Source organism: Ralstonia sp. Ralssp135 (assembly GCF_047304345.1).
In the GTDB taxonomy this organism is placed as follows: Bacteria; Pseudomonadota; Gammaproteobacteria; order Burkholderiales; family Burkholderiaceae; genus Ralstonia; species Ralstonia chuxiongensis.
Window position 1 is genome coordinate 1 of sequence record NZ_JBGLYZ010000049.1, and the last position, 19841, is coordinate 19841.

The following is a 19841-nucleotide window of genomic DNA, read 5'->3' on the forward strand; positions in this document are numbered from 1 at the left end:
GTCGGGGGAGTGGGTGGCGGTGTAGTACGTCTTATGCTGCATGAGAAAAGCGCCTCTAGGAGGCGCTATTAGATCTACGGACTTTTCGACTTCAGCTTCGCCACTCAATTTGAGCCGGTGAGCAAACCCTCCGATTTCAGGCGTAGGCAAAACTGCTTCAATTCATTGGTATTCCGCTGACAAGCCTCTCTCAATACAGAGGTCTCTGCCGCGAAGTTCGTCCAGTATTGATCGTGGAGGCGCCTGATCTGCGTAACCGCTTCTTCGTTTTTCCCTTGAAGCGCGAGCGCCAATGCATAGCGTTGAACCGTCGTGGGCCCAGGATAGATTTGCACCGCCTGCCGCTCGATCGCTGCCATCACGGGAGCCATTGCATAGTGGATGGGGGCATTCATGGCCATGGCCAGAGTTGCATAAGGCACCAATAGCACCTGACCGCTGTCTTGATACCGAGCCAACTCCTTGCTCATGCCCTCTTGCGTGAAGTAGAGCCGCTCCACGATTCGGTAGTCAACCCACAACCTAGCAACTAGAGTGGCGCCACACACCGCAATCACCCCAGAAAGTACCCAAGTCATGCCTGCGGAAGGAATATGCAGCCTCTTGTCATCTAAATACCCCAATGCAAAAGCAAATGGGAACAGAAAGAAGACGTAGTGAAGTGGATACTCCAGTAGCGAATGCACCATCATGACGGCTGCCAGAGCAGACAAGAACAACGCGTCCGCATGCCGCAGTCGCTTGCATAGGTCGAACGCCCACCAAGCAAGTGGAACAAACACAGCCATTAAGCCGGCCGAACCAACCTTCGCAAGCAGATCGAGGGCGATGTTGTGCGCATTCATCGACATCTCGACCCGGCCCAGCGTATCAGTTTGCACATACTGGTTCCAGGCATAGTCGCCCCAACCACCGCCCAACCACGGATGTGCCAGGAATATGTGCCAAGCGTGGCTCCAGAGGAGCGACCGTAAACCAACACCTTGTTCTAGACGTTGGCCCATTGAACCCGGCAGCTCAAGAGCCCAAATTTCGTTAATGTATGCAGTCACCAAGTTACAGACATGGTACGCCAGCACAAGCAGAAGCGACGGCCCAATCAGCATCAGCAACCGGCGTGTCCACGCGCGCTCTCGTGCTTCCGCCGCAAGTGAGAGGCCAGCCGACAGCCCGATCACCAGCATGTAAATCCAAGTCACTCGTGAGAACGTCAATGCCATACCTAGCAACAATGCGAGCCCTACGGTAGCTAGGAGAGCAAACCACTTCCGATATTGCTGAGCCAGAAAGAAACATGCTGCCAACCCAAACGCCAAATACGTTCCAACGTGATTGGGTTGGTTCAAATTTCCCCACATGCGCCTGCCCATGCCCTGCGGTGCCATCGAGAAAAAGGCGCTGGGTAGATTCGGTACGCGGAACAGGTGTAACAACTCGACGGTAACCGTCAATAAGCCACCAGAGATGACTGCCACCGCAATGACGGTAAGCACACCGGGAAATTCACGGCATCGTGCCCCCAACGCGGTGATAGCAGTGGCCGCCAACAGCGCGACGATGGCCCCAAATGAGAAAAACGGGTTCAGGGGAGGCGCAATCGCCAACTGCAGAATCAATACAACGATTAGTGCCAGAGGCGCTAGCGCAACTCTAGGTACACCTGCCCTCTGATTCCACGTGATCGCCAACACTGAAATCGCAAAGACAATCCAACAGATCGCGGCCGCAAATTCAGAATAAAAGGTGGGAATGGGGTAGGTGTGCGGGGCGATCAGAAAGGGAATTGCCCAGCACGCCGCCAGGGCCAAGTAGGCTGGCAACAGTGCAGCTGAGAATCGACGCATCGAAGACCAAGAGAGACGCTTGAAATAAAAAGAGCGCCCGAAGGCGCTCCCACTAGGCAAACTAGTTTAATTTAGCGGCACTCGGCCGGAGCCCATTTAGCCGGCAAAGTACCTGCCGAACCAACAGGCGGGGTCTTGCCCGCAGCGGCACAAGACCATTGAATCGGTGCCGACGGAACCGTGCCCACAGCGAGCGCCTGCGCAGCGCCACCGCTCGTGTAGTACGGCGTGAGGGTCAAGGTAGGGCTATTGTTCGCCACTGCAGAGGTATAGGTAATCGTAATCGCACCAGTACCAGCGGAACCGCTCGAAACCTGCAAGTCCGAGACGTTCTTCGTGGGCGGGACCGTTGCAAAGCCTGCTCCAAAATCGCTCTGGGCGTTGGCAGCGTTTTCAGCCACGAGCACCTTAGCCGCAGCAGCCAGCGACAGACCTTCCGTCACGCGAGCACGGATCGTGTAGTCCTGGTAAGCCGGAATAGCAATAGCAGCCAGAATACCTACGATCGCGACCACGATCATCAGTTCGATCAGCGTGAAACCCTTCTGGACACGCTTATTCAGACGACGCATCGACTTCATGAATTTTCCCCCGGAAAAATTTGGTTAAGGATGGTGCGGAATTATTAGAGCAGGGACTGTGCCAACCCAATTTCATGAGTTTGCATGCCAAAACTGACGCTATTCGGGCCACTGCCTCGACGCGAAGTGACAATTCTCGGCACTCCATGACGTAGCGCGTCAAAGTGGAGAGATTTACATCACATTGCAATCTCGCGACAAGAATCCGGCAGATAGAATGAAAAAAGCGCCCGAAGGCGCCCCAATGATGTTCAGCGTCGCTGCTATCGACACTCAGCCGGAGCATATCGAGCTGCTAGCGTAGCTGCCGCAATACGATTGACGTTCGGCGGCATCTGTTTCCCGCTCGCTGAGCAAGCCCACATGACGAGTGCAGGCGGTGATGAACTGGCGCCCAAATTGGCATATCCGGCAGGGACGCTACCCGAATATGGCGTCAAGACCAATTGATTTGAACCTGACTGAGCAACTGCTGACGAGAACTGGATCGTAATTTCGCCGTTGCCGCCATTCACCTGCATGTCGACAACATTTTTACTGGCTGGCAGCGAAGCCCACCCCAACGACAAATCGCTCTGCGAGTTGGCGGCGTTCTCCACGACAAGCGCCTTCGCTTGAACGGCGATGACCAACCCCTCCGTCACCCGCGCCCGAATCGTATAGTCCTGATACGCCGGAATCGCCAACGCCGCCAGAATCCCCACAATCGCCACCACGATCATCAGTTCGATCAGCGTAAAGCCGCCCGCCCGACGCTTTATTCCCTTGCTGTGCTTGAAAACCATGACCTCTCCCCAAAAGGCATTTGTTATTGGGAGGCCACCCTGCAGAGACCATGCCAAGGCACACAACGTATATCTGGGCAAAAACTGGCGCACTTTGGTGGGATTTCGGGCACAAATCTGACCGTTCTTGACAGAATTCCGGACAGAACCCGTCATCACCTACTTTCGTGGGGAACCGTTCAGACTAGGCTTGGCGCAACGTTCGCCGGCTGAGCCACCAGCCCATACACACGACCAGCAACGCCCCAACACACCCCACCACCACATCCGCATACGGCACCACGCGCTCAAACCACGCGGCATCAACAGGATCGGTGACGAGCATGTCGCCGGCAAGATAGCCAAGCAGCGCCGCCCCCAGCGTGATGATCACCGGAAAGCGCGCCATGACCCCCACCAGCAGCGTGCTGCCGAACACGATCAACGGCACCGACAAACCAAGCCCCAGGACGAGCAACAGAAACGTCGTGCCTGGCGGCCCTTTCTCCGCCGCCGCGGCCACGGCGACGACGTTATCGAGCGACATCACAAAGTCGGCGATGAGGATGGTCTGGATAGCAGGCCACAGGCCAACTCGCTGGCGGTGGTCTCCGGAGGCCTCGTTTTCAGCTTCCGTCAGCAGCTTCACGCCGATGTACACCAGCAGCAGCGCGCCAATCGTTTTTAGATAAGGCAGCGCAAGCAGTTTGACGGCCAGCACGGTCAACACCACGCGCAGCGCAATGGCGCCGGCGCTGCCCCAGAAAATGGCTTGCTTCTGCTGGCGTTTGGGCAGGTTGCGCGCGGCCAGCGCGATGACGACCGCGTTGTCGCCCGACAGCACGATGTTGGTCAGGATGATGGAGCCGAGTGCGAACCAGAATGCGCTGGAGGTGAGCGCCATAGTGTTCTCGAAGATGTCCTTGGGGGTTGGCGTGCAGTGAGTCGGTTTGCAGGATCTTGTTTGCTTATACACATGTCGTGCCTGGATCGCATGCTGCGTCGCGACCAAACAAAAACGGGAGGCCAGGCCTCCCGTTCTCGCACAAACTCAAACCTTGTCGATTACAGCATCGCCTTGAGCAGACGTGCCATTTCCGACGGGTTCTTGGTGGTCTTGATGCCGCATTCTTCCATGATGTCCAGCTTCGCTTGCGCGGTGTCGGCACCACCCGAGATCAGCGCGCCGGCGTGGCCCATGCGCTTGCCCGGAGGTGCGGTCACGCCAGCGATGAAGCCAACCACCGGCTTCTTCATGTTGTCCTTGATCCAGTAAGCCGCGTTGGCTTCGTCCGGACCGCCGATCTCACCGATCATGACCACGGCGTCCGTTTCCGGATCGTCGTTGAACATCTTCATCACGTCGATGTGCTTCAGACCGTTGATCGGGTCGCCGCCGATACCGACAGCCGACGATTGACCCAGGCCCAGCGCGGTGAGCTGGCCCACGGCTTCGTACGTCAGCGTGCCCGAGCGCGACACCACGCCGATGCGGCCCTTGCGGTGGATGTGACCCGGCATGATGCCGATCTTGATTTCGTCCGGCGTGATCAGGCCCGGGCAGTTCGGACCCAGCAGCAGCGTCTTGCTGCCGGCCTTACGCATCTTGTCCTTGACCATCATCATGTCGCGCACGGGGATGCCTTCGGTGATGCAAACCACCAGGTCCAGCTCGGCTTCGACAGCTTCCCAGATGGCGTCAGCGGCGCCAGCGGGCGGCACGTAGATCACCGACACGGTCGCGCCGGTCTGTGCCTTGGCGTCCTTGACGCTCGCGTAGATGGGAATGCCTTCGAAGTCTTCGCCGGCCTTCTTCGGGTTCACGCCTGCCACGAAGGCGTTCTTGCCGTTGGCGTAGTCGCGGCAGCCGCGGGTGTGGAACTGGCCGGTTTTACCGGTAATCCCCTGGGTGATGACCTTGGTGTCTTTGTTGATCAGAATCGACATGCTGTAATCCTTTTATGCAGCGAGCCGCGCCGACGTACTCAGCAGCGGGCGCAACTCGCGTTCGCGTATGGTTGGGTCAGCGGGCGGCTTACTTGCCGGCCGCTGCGGCCACGACCTTCTCGGCGGCCTCTGCCATCGTGTCTGCGGCGATGATGGGCAGACCCGAGTCGGCCAGCATCTTCTTGCCGAGGTCTTCGTTGGTGCCCTTCATGCGCACGACCAGCGGCACCGACAGCGACACAGCCTTTGCTGCCGCGATCACGCCTTCGGCGATCACGTCGCAACGCATGATGCCGCCGAAGATGTTGACCAGAATGGCCTTCACGTCCGGGTTCTTCAGCATCAGCTTGAAGGCTTCGGTCACCTTCTCGGTGGTGGCACCGCCGCCCACGTCGAGGAAGTTGGCCGGCTCACCGCCGAACAGCTTGATGGTGTCCATCGTGGCCATGGCCAGACCGGCGCCGTTCACCAGGCAGCCGATGTTGCCGTCGAGCGAGATGTAGGCCAGGTCGAACTTCGAGGCTTCGATTTCGGCCGGATCTTCTTCATCCAGATCGCGGTAGGCGACGATTTCCGGGTGACGGAACAGCGCGTTCGAATCGAAGTTGAACTTGGCGTCCAGTGCGATGACCTTGCCGTCGCCGGTCAGGATCAGCGGGTTGATTTCAGCTTGCGAAGCGTCGGTTTCCCAGAATGCCTTGTACAGGCCCTGCAGGGCTTGGCGGGCTTGCGGCACGCTCGCGTCGGGCACGCCGATCTTGCGGGCGATGTCGTCAGCCTGGGCGTCTTGCAGGCCGGTTTGCGGATCGATCAGCAGCGTGTGGATCTTTTCGGGGTGCGATTCGGCGACTTCTTCGATGTCCATGCCGCCTTCGCTCGAGGCCATCAGCGCGACCTGCTGCGACACACGGTCCACCACCAGCGACACGTACAGTTCCTTCTTGATGTCCGCGCCTTCTTCGATCAGCAGGCGCTTGACCAGCTTGCCTTCCGGACCGGTCTGGTGCGTCACCAGCGTCATGCCCAGGATGCTGCTGGCGTATTCCTTGACCTGCTCCATGCTCTTGGCAACCTTCACGCCGCCGCCCTTGCCACGGCCACCCGCATGAATCTGTGCCTTCACGACCCACACCGGGCCGCCCAGGGTTTCTGCGGCCTTGATAGCCTCTTCGACCGAGAAGGCCGGAATGCCGCGCGGAACCGGCACATTGTATTTGCGCAGGATTTCCTTGCCTTGGTACTCATGGATATTCATGCGTGTTTCCTTTGCTAGGCAGAGTGAGTGTGATGAGTATTGAAAACGCGAACAGCGCGGTGCCCTTCAGGACGAGGGCTCAGGCGACAGTTCGGTGGGTGGCGGTTGGATCTTGGCTTCGGGCTGGTATGCAAACCAGCGCGGGTAATGCTTGCGGACCACCTCGCCCTCAAGATGCAGGGCATGGCAGCCGTGGAGTTGATAAGGCGGCTTTTCGCCGGGCTCGACAGGCCGGAGGTCGTTAGAGTTATCTCGCACCGGGAAGACGTCGCCCGCGAAGGCCTGGATGGCGGCGGTCGGCAGCACACCACACAGCTCGGTCAGGTGCGTACAACCCGCCACGCCGCCGAGTCTCTCACGCGAGGCCTTTCGAAATCCCTTCATCAGGTTCAGGCCGATGAGCTGTCGGTAGGCAGGGCCAATCGTGTCGCAATGTGTGGGATACGGCACCCAGTCGGAACACGCTTCGGCATCCACGACGTTCATGCGGGTATCGATTGTCACGCGCAGCCACAGGTCATGCAGCGGCTGGCCCTCGGGGCGTACGCCGCCGCTGGCCAGGGGAATGTCACGTGGTTTGGTGTCGGTCAGGCGCGCTTCGATGTCCCACAGGCCGTCTTCCCGCAAATAGGCCTCCACCGTGATGGCACGGCGGTGGCGCATGACGCGCGGGACGGGGGCAGACAGAGGCATGGACCAGACAGACCGATAGGACCGATGGAGGCGGCGCACGCGGATCTCGCGCATCGCCTGCAGGACGCATGTAGCAGCGCATCAGCCGCCACACACGAACACTACCGCCCAGCGACCGGAATTGCGGGCGATATCAAAGACCTGGATTTTAACACGTCGCCACGACCAGGCAGGTCGCGTGCTGCAATGCAGTGTGAAAGTGGTTGCAACAACCGCGAGAGGTGCAACTCACGCGATACGTACACAAAGAAATTGTCCGGACGAATTGTTGCAAGATCAGCAGTATTCAGTCCGACCCGTCCCCATCGTCGAGCAGTTCATCGGCGCCCGCGATGATGCGCGAAACCACGGCCCTGGAGAATCCACGCGCCATCATGTACCGCACCTGCTTGGCCCGTTCGGCCAAGTCGGCCGGTGGGCGGCCGAAGCGCTTTTCCCACAGGGCTTTCGCCCGGGCCGCTTCCGTGCTTTGCAGTTGGGCCTTGACCTCACCCAGCGTCTCCGCGCCAAGCTGATGCGTTTTCAGCTCCTGCATCAGGCGCGCCGTACCGTAGCGGCCCGCTCGGCGGTGCACCATGCTTTCGGCAAAGCGCGTGTTGGAGAGCCAGTTTTCGCCTTCTAGCCAATCCAGCAGCGCGTCGACCTCCTCGGCGGACTCGGCGTGCGGAACCAGCTTACGGCGCAATTCGACGCGGCTGTGCTCGCGCCGAGACAAATAGCCCAGCGCGCGTGCCTTCAGCGATAACGGTGGGCGCGGCAACGGCATACGGATTCAGGCTCAAAAAGAAAACGCCCACCGTTGGGGGACGGCAGGCGTATGAAGCTCGATAGAGCCGTCGATCTGCGCCGACGGCCAACCCAATTACTCTTCTCCGACTGCCTCGGCCACTGCGACAGCGCCCATCGGCGTCACGCCCAGTGCTTCGCGGACCTTGTTCTCGATGTCGCGGGCGAGGTCCGGGTTTTCGCGCAGGTATTCACGGCAGTTGTCACGGCCTTGGCCGATGCGCTCGCCGCCGTAGCTGTACCAGGCGCCGGACTTCTCAACGATCTTGGCTTCCACGCCGAGGTCGATGATTTCGCCTTCACGCGACACGCCCTGACCGTAAAGGATGTCGAAGATGGCTTCGCGGAACGGTGGCGCCACCTTGTTCTTGACGACCTTGACCTTGGTCTCGTTGCCGACCACCTCGTCGCCCTTCTTGATCGAGCCGATGCGGCGGATGTCCAGACGCACCGACGCGTAGAACTTGAGTGCGTTACCACCCGTGGTGGTTTCCGGCGAGCCGAACATCACGCCGATCTTCATGCGGATCTGGTTGATGAAGATGACCATGCAATTGGTCTTCTTGATGGTGCCGGTCAGCTTGCGGAGTGCCTGGCTCATCAGACGGGCCTGCAGGCCGGGCAACGCGTCGCCCATTTCGCCTTCAATTTCAGCCTTTGGCACCAGGGCAGCCACCGAATCGATGACGATCAGGTCAACCGAGCCCGAGCGCACCAGCGCGTCGGCAATTTCCAGGGCCTGTTCGCCCGTGTCCGGCTGGGAGATCAGCAGGTCCGGCACGCTCACGCCAATCTTGTCGGCATAAGTGACGTCAAGAGCATGTTCCGCATCGATGAAGGCGCAAGTGCCGCCCAGCTTCTGCATCTCGGCAACCACCTGCAGTGTCAGGGTAGTTTTACCCGACGATTCCGGACCGTAGATTTCCACTACGCGGCCGCGCGGCAAGCCACCAACGCCCAGCGCCACGTCCAACCCCAACGAACCTGTCGACACGACTTGGACCGGCTCGACCTCGGCGTCGCCCATCTTCATGATGGAGCCCTTGCCGAACTGCTTTTCGATCTGCGCGAGCGCGGCAGCCAGCGCCTTCTGCTTTTCTGCGCTCATTGCGGCTGCCTTCTTACCGTCTTCCATGGTCGTCCTTCGTGCAAATTGGTGTATAAATGGGCCGCAAGGGCTTGCGATTCCAGCGGTTGCCTGCAATAACGGGCCGCAGCGTGATTGCCCCGACACGACCCATTCCATGACTTTAGCGCCGCCAAGACTACAGCACCGCGAATTCGGAGTACTGTATAAAAAACCAGTGGTTTTGACAAGTCTCCAGAACACATGTCGCGCGAAAACAATGTAGCGGGCGGGATGGGCAAGACATCTTGCCCGGCATCGCGGGGAGACACGCATGCGCATCCTGATTGCCGAAGACGACGCCACGCTGGCTGACGGGCTCACACGCTCGCTACGCCAAGCGGGTTATGCCGTCGACCAAGCCTCCGATGGGGCAACTGCCGACGCGGCGCTGTCCGCGCAAACGGCCCAAACCTATGACCTGCTGATTCTCGACGTGGGCCTGCCGCGTATGTCCGGGCTGGAGGTCCTCAAGCGCCTGCGCTCGCGCGGGGCGATGCTGCCGGTGCTGATCCTGACCGCCGCCGACAGTGTGGAAGAACGCGTCAAGGGACTGGACCTTGGCGCCGACGATTACATGGCCAAGCCCTTCGCGCTGTCCGAACTGGAAGCTCGCGTGCGTGCGCTGGTGCGCCGCGGCACGGGCGGTGGCGCTACGCTCGTTCGCCATGGGCCGCTGGCGTTCGACCAGGTCGGGCGCATTGCCTATATCCATGATCAGGTGGTGGAACTGTCAGCGCGTGAGATCGGGCTGCTGGAGATTCTGCTGGCGCGCGTCGGCCGCCTGGTGTCGAAGGAGCAACTGGTCGACCACCTGTGCGGCTGGGGCGAAGAAGTCAGCAACAACGCCATCGAGGTCTACATCCACCGGCTGCGCAAAAAGATCGAGGTGGAAGGCATCCGCATCGCCACCGTGCGCGGGCTGGGCTATTGCCTGGAACGCATGGCCACCCCAACGACCACCGCGACCGCCGCCCATGGGTGATCGGCTGGCCTGGCCGTGGCGTCGGCATCGCGCGTCGCTGCGTGAGCGGGCCGACACGGCATCCGGAGCCGACGGCAGCGATGACGGCGGCGACCTCTCCGACACGCTCCCCCACCTCGAAGACGACGCCACGCGGCCCGTCGCCCGATCTCTCTTCGGCGAAATTCTCGACTGGATGCTCGCGCCGCTGCTCTTGCTGTGGCCGATGAGCATTGCGGTGACGTACCTGGTGGCCAAGTCGATTGCGAATGCACCATACGACCGCGCGTTGGAATCGAGCGCGATCGTGCTCAGCCAGCAGCTGCGTGAGGTGAATGGGCGCGTGACGCTGCAACTGCCGATCTCGGCGCGCGAAATTTTGCGGGCGGATGAAACCGACAACATTTACTACCAGGTGCTTGGCACCAACGGCGAGTTTGTCTCCGGCGACCGCGACCTCCCATTGCCGCCCGAAGAAGACGCCAACGCCGGTGGCCTTGTGCAACTGCGCGACGACCACATTCACGGCGCAGAGATTCGCGTTGCCTATACGTTCGTGCAGCGACCGGGCTCCGGTGACAAACCCGCGCTGGTGCAAGTGGCGGAGACGCTCGACAAGCGCGCGCAACTCGCCAACGAAATCATCAAGGGCGTGATCCTGCCGCAGTTCGTGATCCTGCCGTTGGCGGTGATCCTGGTGTGGTTTGGGCTGACGCGTGGGCTGGCGCCGCTCAATGCGATTCAGGAGCGCATCCGCGCGCGTAACCCGGGCGACACCAGCCCCATCGACGAAGGCGCCGCGCCCCAGGAGCTGACGCCGCTGGTGGCGTCGTTCAACGACTTGCTCGGGCGGCTGGAGCAATCGGTGCACACGCAGAAGCGCTTCATTGCGGATGCCGCGCATCAGATGAAGACGCCACTGGCCGGGCTGCGCATGCAGGCGGAACTGGCCCAGCGCGAACAATCGCCCGATGAACTGCGTCGCACGCTCGCGCATATCGCCGACAGTTCGGATCGCACCGCGCACCTCGTCAAGCAGTTGCTCTCGCTGGCGCGCATGGAAAACATGGGCGCGACCGACGGTCTGGTGCCGCTGGATATCTGCGCGCTGTCACGCCAAGTAGTGGCCGAGTGGCTGCCCAAGGCTTGGGCCAAGCAGATCGACCTCGGCTTTGAGGAGCCTGGGCCGCCCGTCATGATTTCGGGCAACGCGACGATGCTCGCCGAGATGCTCAATAACCTGCTCGACAACGCGATCCGCTACACGCCCGACGGTGGACATGTCACCGTGCGCGTGACCACCGCGCCGTTCGAGCCGTTCGTCTTCATCGACGTGGATGACACCGGCTCCGGCATCCCCGTGGCCGAGCGCGAACGCGTGATGCAGCGCTTCTACCGCATTCTCGGCACGCAAGCCGAGGGCAGCGGGCTGGGCCTGGCCATCGTGCGCGAGATCGTGCAGCAGCACGGCGGCGACATCGAGGTACTCGACAACGTGTATCAGGCATCGCCGCGGCTGGCGGGGGCGCGCTTTCGCATCACGTTGCACCTCTGCCCCCGGGGCGAAGAAATCAACGCATGAGCATCACGCCTGGAACCCCGGCACGCCGCCGGTGGATTACCAACATGCGCTGGATCGCGGTGCTGCTCGCGGTGTGGTTTGTGGTGACGTTCGTGGTCGCGTTCTTTGCGCGTGACCTGTCGACGCACTTTTTCAACTCGGACTGGACGTTCGCCTACTGGGTCGGCGCGCAGGGTGCGCCTATCGTGTATGTGCTGATTACCGTGCTCTATGCGTGGCGCACCAACCGCGCAGCCGATGCGGCCGCGCAAGACGACGAAACGGCGCAGCGCGAAGCCTCGTCGGAATCGTCCCCTCCGCCATCCATCTGACACCAGCACGTTACGCCGCACCCAGGTGGCGCAGCTTTACAAACGCCAACGCTGCCATCACCGCGTCGTTCAGCGCGTCGTGCGCGTCCCAGGTCGGCAAGTCCAATCCCTCCATGACAGTGGCGAAGCGCAGGTCCAGATCGGGGTCGCCCTGTTGCCGATACGGCGGTAGCTGCCGGAACTGATAGTCGTAATACAAGGCGGAGACTTCAATCTTGGTCTGCGGCAAGCCGATGCCCAGCATGGGCGCCACCACCCGATTGAGCATCGCCACATCGAACTCAAGGTAGTAACCCACCAATGGCCGGCTGCCGATGAAGTGCAGCAGTGCGTGAACGGCTTGCTCGATTGGTACGCCGCTGTCCAGGTCGCGGTTGCGCAAACGATGCACGCGGATGCTGTCTGCGTGCATCTCGCCCCGTGGCCGGATCAGCAACTCCAGGCGCTCGCTGGTCAGAATGCGATTGCCAGCGATACGGACGGCACCGATGGAGATGATCTCGTCGGTGCGCACGTTCAAGCCGGTGGTCTCGCAATCGAGCGCGACCCACTCATCTGGTGGCGGGGCCTCGAACAGGAAGCGAAACGCCGGATCGCGCAACTTGTGCAACTGGCGCCGCCTTAGCAATGCCTGCAGCCAGTCGGAGAGCCGTCCGTTCATGACTGCTCGCTCATGTTCACATCCACTCGGTCCGCCAGCGTTGCCGCAGCAGTGCCTTGAACCGTTTGACGGTGCTCAGCGCATCCTTGAGCAGATCGCGCTCCAGTGACGACAGGCGTGACAGATGCACGTCACACGACACCGGTTGATGCGCATCGATTTCCGCCAGCCCGGCCTTGAGCCGCAACGTCATCAGAAAGTGCAGGCTCTCACTCAACTCGGCAGCCATGTGCGCGTCGAGAGCCTCGGCGCGCACCAGTGCATCCAGGCGCGGCACAGTGCCGGTCTCGTCGAGTACGCGGTGGGCCAGCGCCAAGCTGCGCACTCCATGGACAATCGGGAAGATGCCCTCCTTCTTCACGTCGAGCACGGGATCGGAATCGCCAAACCCGAGCAGGCGATCGCGCCAACCCGGCGCGGCACTGAAGGCTTCAACGGCAGCGGCAAAGCGGCCAAGTACGGCGTCATTGTCGATGGTCAGCTCCAGCAACGTCCGCCGCAGTTGTTTGAGCAAGGCGGCATCGCCGCACACCGCATGGGCATCGAAGAAGATTGCCAGATGCATCAAGCCCTCGGGGCTTGGCAAGATCAGCCATTCGCGAATGCGCCGCGCGAAGTCGCTCGCATTCATGCACCACTCGGGCCGGCTGAGCATGATGCCGCCTGGGCAAGGCGGGTAGCCGAACGCGGCTAGCGCATCGGAGAAGCGTGTGACGATGCGCTGCAGATCAGCCGGAGGCACGTAACCATCGCGCAGCACCAGCGCGTTGTCCTGATCGGTCTTGAGCAGTTGCTCTCCACGCCCCTCGCTGCCCATGACGAACAGGCAACTGTTTGCCACCAGTTCCGGGGGCGCGATCATCTGCCAGGCCCGCTCAAACAGCCGCGCGTTGATTTCGCGCACGAGGCTGGCGACGTGGTCAACGCGCGAGCCGCCACGCGTGAGCAGCGCGACCATCCGCGTGATCTGCGCGGCCACCTGCGCGAGCGCGTCCAAGTCCTGGGCCAGGTTGATCTGCACTGTCAGCAGATACGAGTGGTTGGCCAGGAAGCTGAACACATCCAGTGATTCGAGCAGACCGAGAATCTCATCTCCGTGCGTGACGACCAGTCGGTGCACACGATGGCGCAGCATCAGCGTGAGGGCGTCGCCGATCTGCGCGGAGGCTGGCACGGTGATGAGGGGGAACTGACTCATCTGCCCCACCGCCAGACGATCCAGCGGTGTGCCTTGCAGGACGGCGCGCTGCAAGGAACTGCGTGTGAAGATGCCCACGCGCGGCGGGCTGCTGGTGCCATCACGCACGAGCACGTTCGAGGTGTTATGGGCTTGGAACAGCTTGACCACGGAGACCACGTCCGTGTCGGCATCCACAAAATGGGCGGGCCGGATGAAGGCATCGCTCACGCGAGAGACGGCCAGCGACTGCATCGTCTCCATGCTCTGCCGCTGTGCGATAGCGCTGAGCTTGCTGCCGAGGTCGGAAAAAAGCAGCGCACCGAAAGTGGCGTTGGCGGCAATGAGGTCTCGCACCGCCTGACGTGCCACCTGATAGACGACGACTTCTTCAGCCGCGACGAAGCGGCTACTTGCCTTGCCGGCTACCAGCGCCCGACCGTCAAAGCAATCGTCGGGGCCATAGGTGGCAATCAGTTCGTCGCCGTCGTACTGAGCGACGTGACCTTTGATGATCAGGAACAGGTGCAGCGGTGCAGCACCCGTATCGAGGATGGTCTGCCCTTCCGGGTAATAGCCGATGTCGACGGCATCGCGCACCAGGCGCTGCTCGTCCTGATTGAGGCAATCGAACGGCCAGACGGCGAAGTTGAAAGCGCTGGGCATGGTTGCCTTGAAGGCGGGCGATGCAATCGCGTCACCCGCCTCCCATCAGCGTGGCGAATAGCCGATCAGTGGCTCGATGCGCCAGCCGCACCGAGGCCCGTTTCCGAACGAACCTGCTGCGCGGCAAACGACGCCTTCTCGTTCTTGGCGCGAACGCTGCTGTCCAGCACCGAGAACAGCCACACGCCCACGAAGCCGATCGTCATCGAGAACAGTGCGGGCGACGTGTACGGGAACCAAGCCGAGCCCTTCGGATAGCCAAGCGTGGCTTCCCACACCGACGGCGAAACGATCGTCAGACCCACCGACGAGATCAGCCCCAGGAACCCGCCAATGACCGCGCCGCGCGTGGTGCAGCCCTTCCACAGCATCGAGAGGAACAACACCGGGAAGTTGGCAGACGCCGCCACCGCAAACGCCAGCGACACCATGAACGCGATGTTCTGCTTCTCGAAAGCGATGCCGAGCAACACGGCAATCACGCCGAGCACCAGCGTGGTGATGCGCGACACCTTGAGTTCATCTGCGCTGTTGGCCTTGCCGTTCTTGAAGACCGTGGCGTAGAGGTCATGCGACACCGCCGAGGCACCAGACAGCGTGAGCCCCGCCACCACCGCCAGAATCGTGGCAAAGGCCACGGCCGAGATGAAGCCGTAGAACACATCGCCGCCCACCGTCTTGGCCACCAGCACGGCTGCCATGTTGGCCGTGCCCGCGCCGCCCTTGATGATGCCCTTGGCCACGTCGGACAGCTCTGGGTTCGTCAACACCAGCGTGATCGCACCAAAGCCGATGATGAAGATCAGGATGTAGAAGTAGCCGATCCAGGTAGTTGCCCAGAAGACCGATTTGCGTGCCTCCTTGGCATCGGGCACCGTGAAGAAACGCATCAGAATGTGCGGCAGACCAGCGGTGCCAAACATCAGCGCCATACCGAACGAGATAGCCGAGATCGGATCCTTGATGAAGCCGCCCGGCGCCATCACAGACAGACCGATCTTGGCAGCCTCATCGGGCGATTTGCCAGCATTGGCTGCAATGGCGGTCTTGACCTGCACGGCCTTGGCGAACAGCGCTTCAAAGCTGAAGCCGTACTGCGCCATCACCATGATCGCCATGAAGGTCACGCCAGCCAGCAGCATGCACGCCTTGATGATCTGCACCCAGGTGGTTGCGGTCATACCGCCGAAGAGCACATAGACCATCATCAACGCGCCGACGATGACCACCGCGATCCAGTAATCAAGCCCGAACAGCAGCTTGACGAGCTGGCCTGCACCGACCATCTGAGCGATCAGGTAGAACGCCACCACCACCAGCGTGCCAACTGCGGCAAAGCTGCGGATGGGGCCTTGCTCAAACCGGTAGCCCGCCACGTCTGCAAAGGTGAATTTGCCGAGGTTGCGCAGCCGCTCGGCCATCAGGAACGTGATGATCGGCCAGCCGACCAGAAAACCGATCGAATAGATCAGGCCGTCGTAGCCGGAGGTCATCACGGCCGCGGAAATGCCCAGGAAGGACGCTGCCGACATGTAGTCGCCCGAGATGGCCAGGCCATTCTGGAAACCGGTGATACCGCCGCCCGCCGTATAGAAGTCTGCCGCGGAGCGCGTACGCTTGGCAGCCCACTTCGTAATCCACAGCGTGCCGGCCACGAACACGGCGAACAGCACGATGGCCGTGGTGTTGGTTTCCTGCTTGGCGGTCTGCCCGACATCGCCGCCGGCAGCCAGAGCTGCTCCGCAGGCGCCAGCGGCCAGTAGCGCCACCAGCAGGATCGAAAGCATCTTTTTCATTTGGCGACGTCCTTCAGGATGTCCTGCGTCAGTTGGTCGTATTCGCTGTTGGCCCGGCGCACGTAGATGCCGGTAATGACGACCGTGAAGATGATGACCGCCATACCGACGGGCACGCCCACGCTCGTCACGCCTGTACCCACCGGCTTGGCGAGAAACGCCTTATCGAACGCGATCAGCGCGATGTAACCGTAGTACACAGCAAGCATCAGCACTGTCAGAACGATTCCGAGCTTGTTGCGCCGCTGTTTGAGCTGCGCATATTTCGGATGCGCCTCAATTTTTCCTACCAATCCATCCTGCATCGCCTGTCTCCTGGTTTGCTTTTGGAATGTGTGCGGCGATTCTGGATAGCGAAACTGACTGAACTCTTACTCACGCCGTCCGTGGCGGTTTACTGCGATAGTGGTTTTCCCTAGCGCCGCAAAACAACGTAAGAAACAGTGCGCGACCTCCAGCGGCAAATGGGTCGAGGGCCAGCTCACGTCGCCGCAAACAACGGTGGCAAAACGCGTGCATCTTGTGCGTATGCACATTCGCAGGAGGTGCACATACCGGTTGGCACTGCCGGCACAAGGCGGCTGTTGGATGATGCAGCGCACGCACCGCCCCGCAGGACCGGGACGAGCCCAAGTGCTTGATTTTCTTGAAATCTAGGCCGCCGATCGCGTGCATTGAAAAGCACATGCCTGTCAGAACGCCGTAAGTTTCGGCTCCCACAATCGTTGACACTTCCGCGGGCGAAGAGCGTTTGCGTTGTCATGTCCATGCCCAGCGGGACGACCTACGAAAAAAACAGGAGACAACATGGCAACCGTGCAAAGTGCACCGAACGCGCCCGCTGGGCGTGTGCAGCCCGCGCCCATGACAAAGGAGGAGAAGAAGGTCATCTTCGCTTCGTCGCTGGGGACGGTGTTCGAGTGGTACGACTTTTATCTCTACGGCTCGTTGGCGGCCATCATCGCCAAGCAGTTCTTCTCGGGCCTGGACCCCACGGCGGGCTTCATCTTTGCGCTGCTGGCGTTTGCCGCCGGCTTCCTGGTGCGCCCGTTCGGCGCGCTGGTGTTCGGCCGCTTGGGCGACATGATCGGACGCAAGTACACGTTCCTGGTGACCATCGTCATCATGGGTACGTCGACATTCGTCGTCGGTCTGCTTCCGTCGTACGGCACGATTGGCGTGGCCGCACCGGTCATTCTGATCGCGCTGCGCATGCTGCAGGGTCTGGCGCTGGGTGGTGAGTACGGTGGCGCCGCCACGTATGTCGCCGAGCATGCCCCGCACGGCCGCCGCGGTGCCTACACGTCGTGGATCCAGACGACGGCCACGCTGGGCTTGTTCCTCTCGCTGATCGTCATCCTGGCTGTGCGCGAACTGACCGGCAAGGCGTTCGACGACTGGGGCTGGCGTATTCCGTTCCTGGTTTCGATCCTGCTGCTGGCAACGTCGGTGTACATCCGTCTGTCGATGAGCGAGTCGCCCGCGTTCCAGAAGATGAAGGCCGAGGGCAAGACCTCCAAGGCCCCGCTGACGGAAGCTTTCGGCCAATGGCGCAACCTGAAGATCGTGATTCTGGCGCTGCTCGGCCTGACCGCCGGCCAGGCTGTGGTGTGGTACACGGGCCAGTTCTACGCGCTGTTCTTCCTCACGCAGGTGCTGAAGGTCGACGCCTTCACGGCCAACGTGCTGATTGCCGTCGCGCTTGCCATCGGCACGCCGTTCTTCGTGTTCTTCGGGTCGCTGTCTGACCGCATCGGTCGCAAGAAGATCATCATGGCCGGCTGCCTGCTGGCGGTGCTGACGTACTTCCCGCTGTTCAAGGCGCTCACGCACTACGCCAACCCGGCGCTGGAGCGCGCCCAGCAGACCGCGCAGATCACCATCACGGTCGACCCGAAGGAGTGCTCGTTCCAGGGCAGCCCGATCGCCCGCGAGGTGGACTTCCGCTCGTCGTGCGACATCGCCAAGCGCACGCTGGCACAATCGTCGGCCAGCTACGAGACGGTTGACGGCCCGGCCGGCACGGTCGCCTCGGTGTCGATTGCGGGTAAGCAGATCACCTCGCTCAACGCCACCCGCACGGCAGACGGCCAGAACTTCGACGCCGACAGCAAGGCCAAGATCGCCGACTTCAAGAAGCAGGTGAGTGAGTCGCTCAAGGCGGCCAACTACCCGGCCAAGGCTGATCCTGCCCAGATGAACACCATCATGGTGCTCGTCATCCTCGTGATCCTGGTGATCTACGTGACCATGGTCTACGGCCCGATTGCGGCGATGCTGGTCGAAATGTTCCCGACACGCATCCGGTACTCGTCGATGTCGCTGCCGTATCACATCGGCAACGGCTGGTTCGGGGGCCTGCTGCCGACCATCTCGTTCGCCCTGGTGGCCCAGAACGGCAATATCTATCACGGTTTGTGGTACCCAATCTGGATCGCGGCCATCACCTTCGTGATCGGTGTGCTGTTCGTGCGCGAAACCAAGGACGTAGATATCTATCGCAATGATTGAGATAGGGGGTTGACATATTCGCCGAAGACGGTAGAATCCCGCTTCTTCGGCGAATTAGCTCAGTCGGTTAGAGCGACGGAATCATAATCCGCAGGTCCGGGGTTCGAGTCCCTGATTCGCCACCAAATACCAAAAAGCCCTGCTTCGGCAGGGCTTTTTGCTTTTCTGCTGCTTCCGCGCATCCCTAGCCCCGCACAGGGGCCCAGGTTAGGCAAGCGCCTCGACTTGCGCAGGCGCCGCAGCGGCAACCGCCAACACCCAATCCGTCGTCAACGCCGGCTGCGTCACGGGCAGCATGTGGCCGCCGTCGATGATGCGCAGGTTCACGCGGTCGAGTTTCTGCTTGAGTGCTTCGCCCTGGCGTTTGACGTTGAGAATGCGGTCACCGCGGCCGTACAGCATGTCGACAGGCACCGTCATCGAGGCATAGCGGCGTTCCATGTCGGGCAGATCTTCCGGCGCGGAGACAAGATCCGCCGATGCCGCATAAAACACATGCGGACGCAGCCCCAGCAAGCCGCCACCCTTGAACGGGAAATCCTTCGGCATGGTCTCAGGCGCGAACACCGCCGCGATGGCCTTGCGAGAATTGATGATCGACAGGGGAATCGCGAGCGTCCACGACACCAGCCTGCGCGCCAGCGGCGACGGCAACACCAAGCCCCTGAAGGCACCGGGCGGCGCGCTCTCTGCATGCGTGAGCGGCGCGATCAATGCGAGCCGGCGAACGACCTGCGGATGGTTCAGCCCCACCGCCAGTGAAATCGCCCCACCAAGCGAATGCCCCACCAGCACGGGCTTGTCGAGCCCAAGCTTCTCGATGCACAGCGCGACCATGCGCGCCTGCGCGTAGATGTTGGCGGGCGAATCCGCCCCGCGCACGGACCGCCCTGCTCCCGGCCGGTCGATGACGACCACGCGGTGCGAGCGCGCAAGCCGATCCATATCCAGATACGCGAAGTTGCGCAGGTTGCCGCACAAGCCATGCACGAACACGATGGCGGGGCCTTGGCCGCGATCGGTGTAATGCACGCGGTCTGCCCCGACATCAATGAACTTGCCTTCAGGCGGAAACCCTTTTGTGACGCGGCGTGCGATGAAGAACGTAAACGCAACAGGCGCCAGGAGTGCAAATGCGATGACGCCAAAAATGGTGCTGGTCATTGTTTCCCCGATG

The 19841-nt window shown here is 61.4% G+C and carries 18 protein-coding genes and 1 tRNA gene; 5 read left to right on the forward strand and 14 right to left on the reverse strand.

All coding sequences use genetic code 11. The annotated features are described in order from the left end of the window. Positions 1-104 precede the first annotated feature (104 nt). From ACCD03_RS22995 to recA, 9 genes are all read right to left on the reverse strand, one after another. Positions 105-1844 carry a PglL family O-oligosaccharyltransferase gene (locus tag ACCD03_RS22995; RefSeq protein WP_325653358.1) on the reverse strand — a complete coding sequence of 580 codons (1740 nt, stop codon included), beginning with the start codon at positions 1842-1844 and terminating at the stop codon, positions 105-107. Between the two features lie 71 nt (positions 1845-1915). Continuing rightward, positions 1916-2425 (reverse strand): pilin, encoded by a 510-nt coding sequence (locus ACCD03_RS23000; RefSeq protein WP_325653360.1) that lies wholly within the window; start codon positions 2423-2425, stop codon positions 1916-1918. A gap of 263 nt (positions 2426-2688) precedes the next feature. Continuing rightward, positions 2689-3210, reverse strand: a complete 522-nt coding sequence (locus tag ACCD03_RS23005; RefSeq protein WP_413412983.1) for a pilin — start codon at positions 3208-3210, stop codon at positions 2689-2691. Between the two features lie 184 nt (positions 3211-3394). Further along, positions 3395-4093 carry a TerC family protein gene (locus ACCD03_RS23010; protein ID WP_413412984.1) on the reverse strand — a complete coding sequence of 233 codons (699 nt, stop codon included), beginning with the start codon at positions 4091-4093 and terminating at the stop codon, positions 3395-3397. Positions 4094-4254: 161 nt separating this feature from the next. Continuing rightward, a complete protein-coding gene (gene sucD, locus ACCD03_RS23015; protein WP_039600709.1) occupies positions 4255-5136 on the reverse strand; it encodes a succinate--CoA ligase subunit alpha in 882 nt (293 codons plus the stop codon). Positions 5137-5224: 88 nt separating this feature from the next. Next, the gene (gene sucC, locus ACCD03_RS23020; RefSeq protein WP_316674330.1) at positions 5225-6391 is read right to left on the reverse strand and encodes an ADP-forming succinate--CoA ligase subunit beta; all 1167 of its coding nucleotides are present in this window, start codon (positions 6389-6391) and stop codon (positions 5225-5227) included. Positions 6392-6457: 66 nt separating this feature from the next. Next, a complete protein-coding gene (locus ACCD03_RS23025; protein ID WP_325653366.1) occupies positions 6458-7084 on the reverse strand; it encodes a DUF2889 domain-containing protein in 627 nt (208 codons plus the stop codon). A gap of 286 nt (positions 7085-7370) precedes the next feature. Further along, on the reverse strand, positions 7371-7850 hold the full coding sequence (gene recX / locus ACCD03_RS23030; protein WP_325653368.1) for a recombination regulator RecX: 480 nt from the start codon (positions 7848-7850) through the stop codon (positions 7371-7373). A 96-nt stretch (positions 7851-7946) separates the two neighbouring features. Then, a complete protein-coding gene (recA, locus tag ACCD03_RS23035) occupies positions 7947-9005 on the reverse strand; it encodes a recombinase RecA (protein ID WP_325653370.1) in 1059 nt (352 codons plus the stop codon). A 265-nt stretch (positions 9006-9270) separates the two neighbouring features. Here recA and ACCD03_RS23040 point away from each other — a divergent pair, with 265 nt between their 5' ends. The 3 genes from ACCD03_RS23040 to ACCD03_RS23050 are packed head-to-tail and all read left to right on the forward strand — an operon-like array spanning position 9271 to position 11853. Then, complete coding sequence (locus ACCD03_RS23040; protein ID WP_024976564.1) at positions 9271-9981, forward strand: response regulator transcription factor; 711 nt, start codon at positions 9271-9273, stop codon at positions 9979-9981. Beyond that, positions 9974-11542: a sensor histidine kinase N-terminal domain-containing protein gene (locus ACCD03_RS23045; RefSeq protein ID WP_413412985.1), complete on the forward strand. Its 1569-nt coding sequence runs from the start codon at positions 9974-9976 to the stop codon at positions 11540-11542. The genes ACCD03_RS23040 and ACCD03_RS23045 overlap by 8 nt, the downstream gene beginning before the upstream one ends. Further along, entirely contained in the window at positions 11539-11853 is a 315-nt protein-coding gene (locus ACCD03_RS23050; protein WP_316679304.1) for a sodium/substrate symporter small subunit, read from the forward strand. Before ACCD03_RS23045 ends, ACCD03_RS23050 begins: the two co-directional genes overlap by 4 nt. Positions 11854-11863: 10 nt before the next feature. Here ACCD03_RS23050 and ACCD03_RS23055 read toward each other — a convergent pair whose 3' ends face one another. The 4 genes from ACCD03_RS23055 to ACCD03_RS23070 form a co-directional block, all read right to left on the reverse strand. Further along, the gene (locus ACCD03_RS23055; RefSeq protein WP_413412986.1) at positions 11864-12514 is read right to left on the reverse strand and encodes a 3'-5' exonuclease; all 651 of its coding nucleotides are present in this window, start codon (positions 12512-12514) and stop codon (positions 11864-11866) included. A 16-nt stretch (positions 12515-12530) separates the two neighbouring features. Then, positions 12531-14357, reverse strand: coding sequence for a DUF294 nucleotidyltransferase-like domain-containing protein (locus tag ACCD03_RS23060; RefSeq protein WP_413412987.1), 1827 nt, complete (start codon positions 14355-14357; stop codon positions 12531-12533). Between the two features lie 65 nt (positions 14358-14422). Further along, positions 14423-16153, reverse strand: coding sequence for a cation acetate symporter (locus ACCD03_RS23065; protein WP_413412988.1), 1731 nt, complete (start codon positions 16151-16153; stop codon positions 14423-14425). Beyond that, the gene (locus ACCD03_RS23070; protein ID WP_045203695.1) at positions 16150-16458 is read right to left on the reverse strand and encodes a DUF485 domain-containing protein; all 309 of its coding nucleotides are present in this window, start codon (positions 16456-16458) and stop codon (positions 16150-16152) included. Before ACCD03_RS23070 ends, ACCD03_RS23065 begins: the two co-directional genes overlap by 4 nt. A 502-nt stretch (positions 16459-16960) precedes the next feature. Here ACCD03_RS23070 and ACCD03_RS23075 point away from each other — a divergent pair. Both ACCD03_RS23075 and ACCD03_RS23080 read left to right on the forward strand, forming a co-directional pair. Then, entirely contained in the window at positions 16961-18664 is a 1704-nt protein-coding gene (locus ACCD03_RS23075; RefSeq protein ID WP_253536378.1) for an MFS transporter, read from the forward strand. A gap of 48 nt (positions 18665-18712) precedes the next feature. Then, a tRNA-Met gene (locus tag ACCD03_RS23080) sits at positions 18713-18789 on the forward strand. 82 nt (positions 18790-18871) lie between these two features. Here the strand turns inward: ACCD03_RS23080 and ACCD03_RS23085 are convergent. Further along, the gene (locus ACCD03_RS23085) at positions 18872-19828 is read right to left on the reverse strand and encodes an alpha/beta fold hydrolase (RefSeq protein WP_325653384.1); all 957 of its coding nucleotides are present in this window, start codon (positions 19826-19828) and stop codon (positions 18872-18874) included. Positions 19829-19841 lie beyond the last annotated feature (13 nt).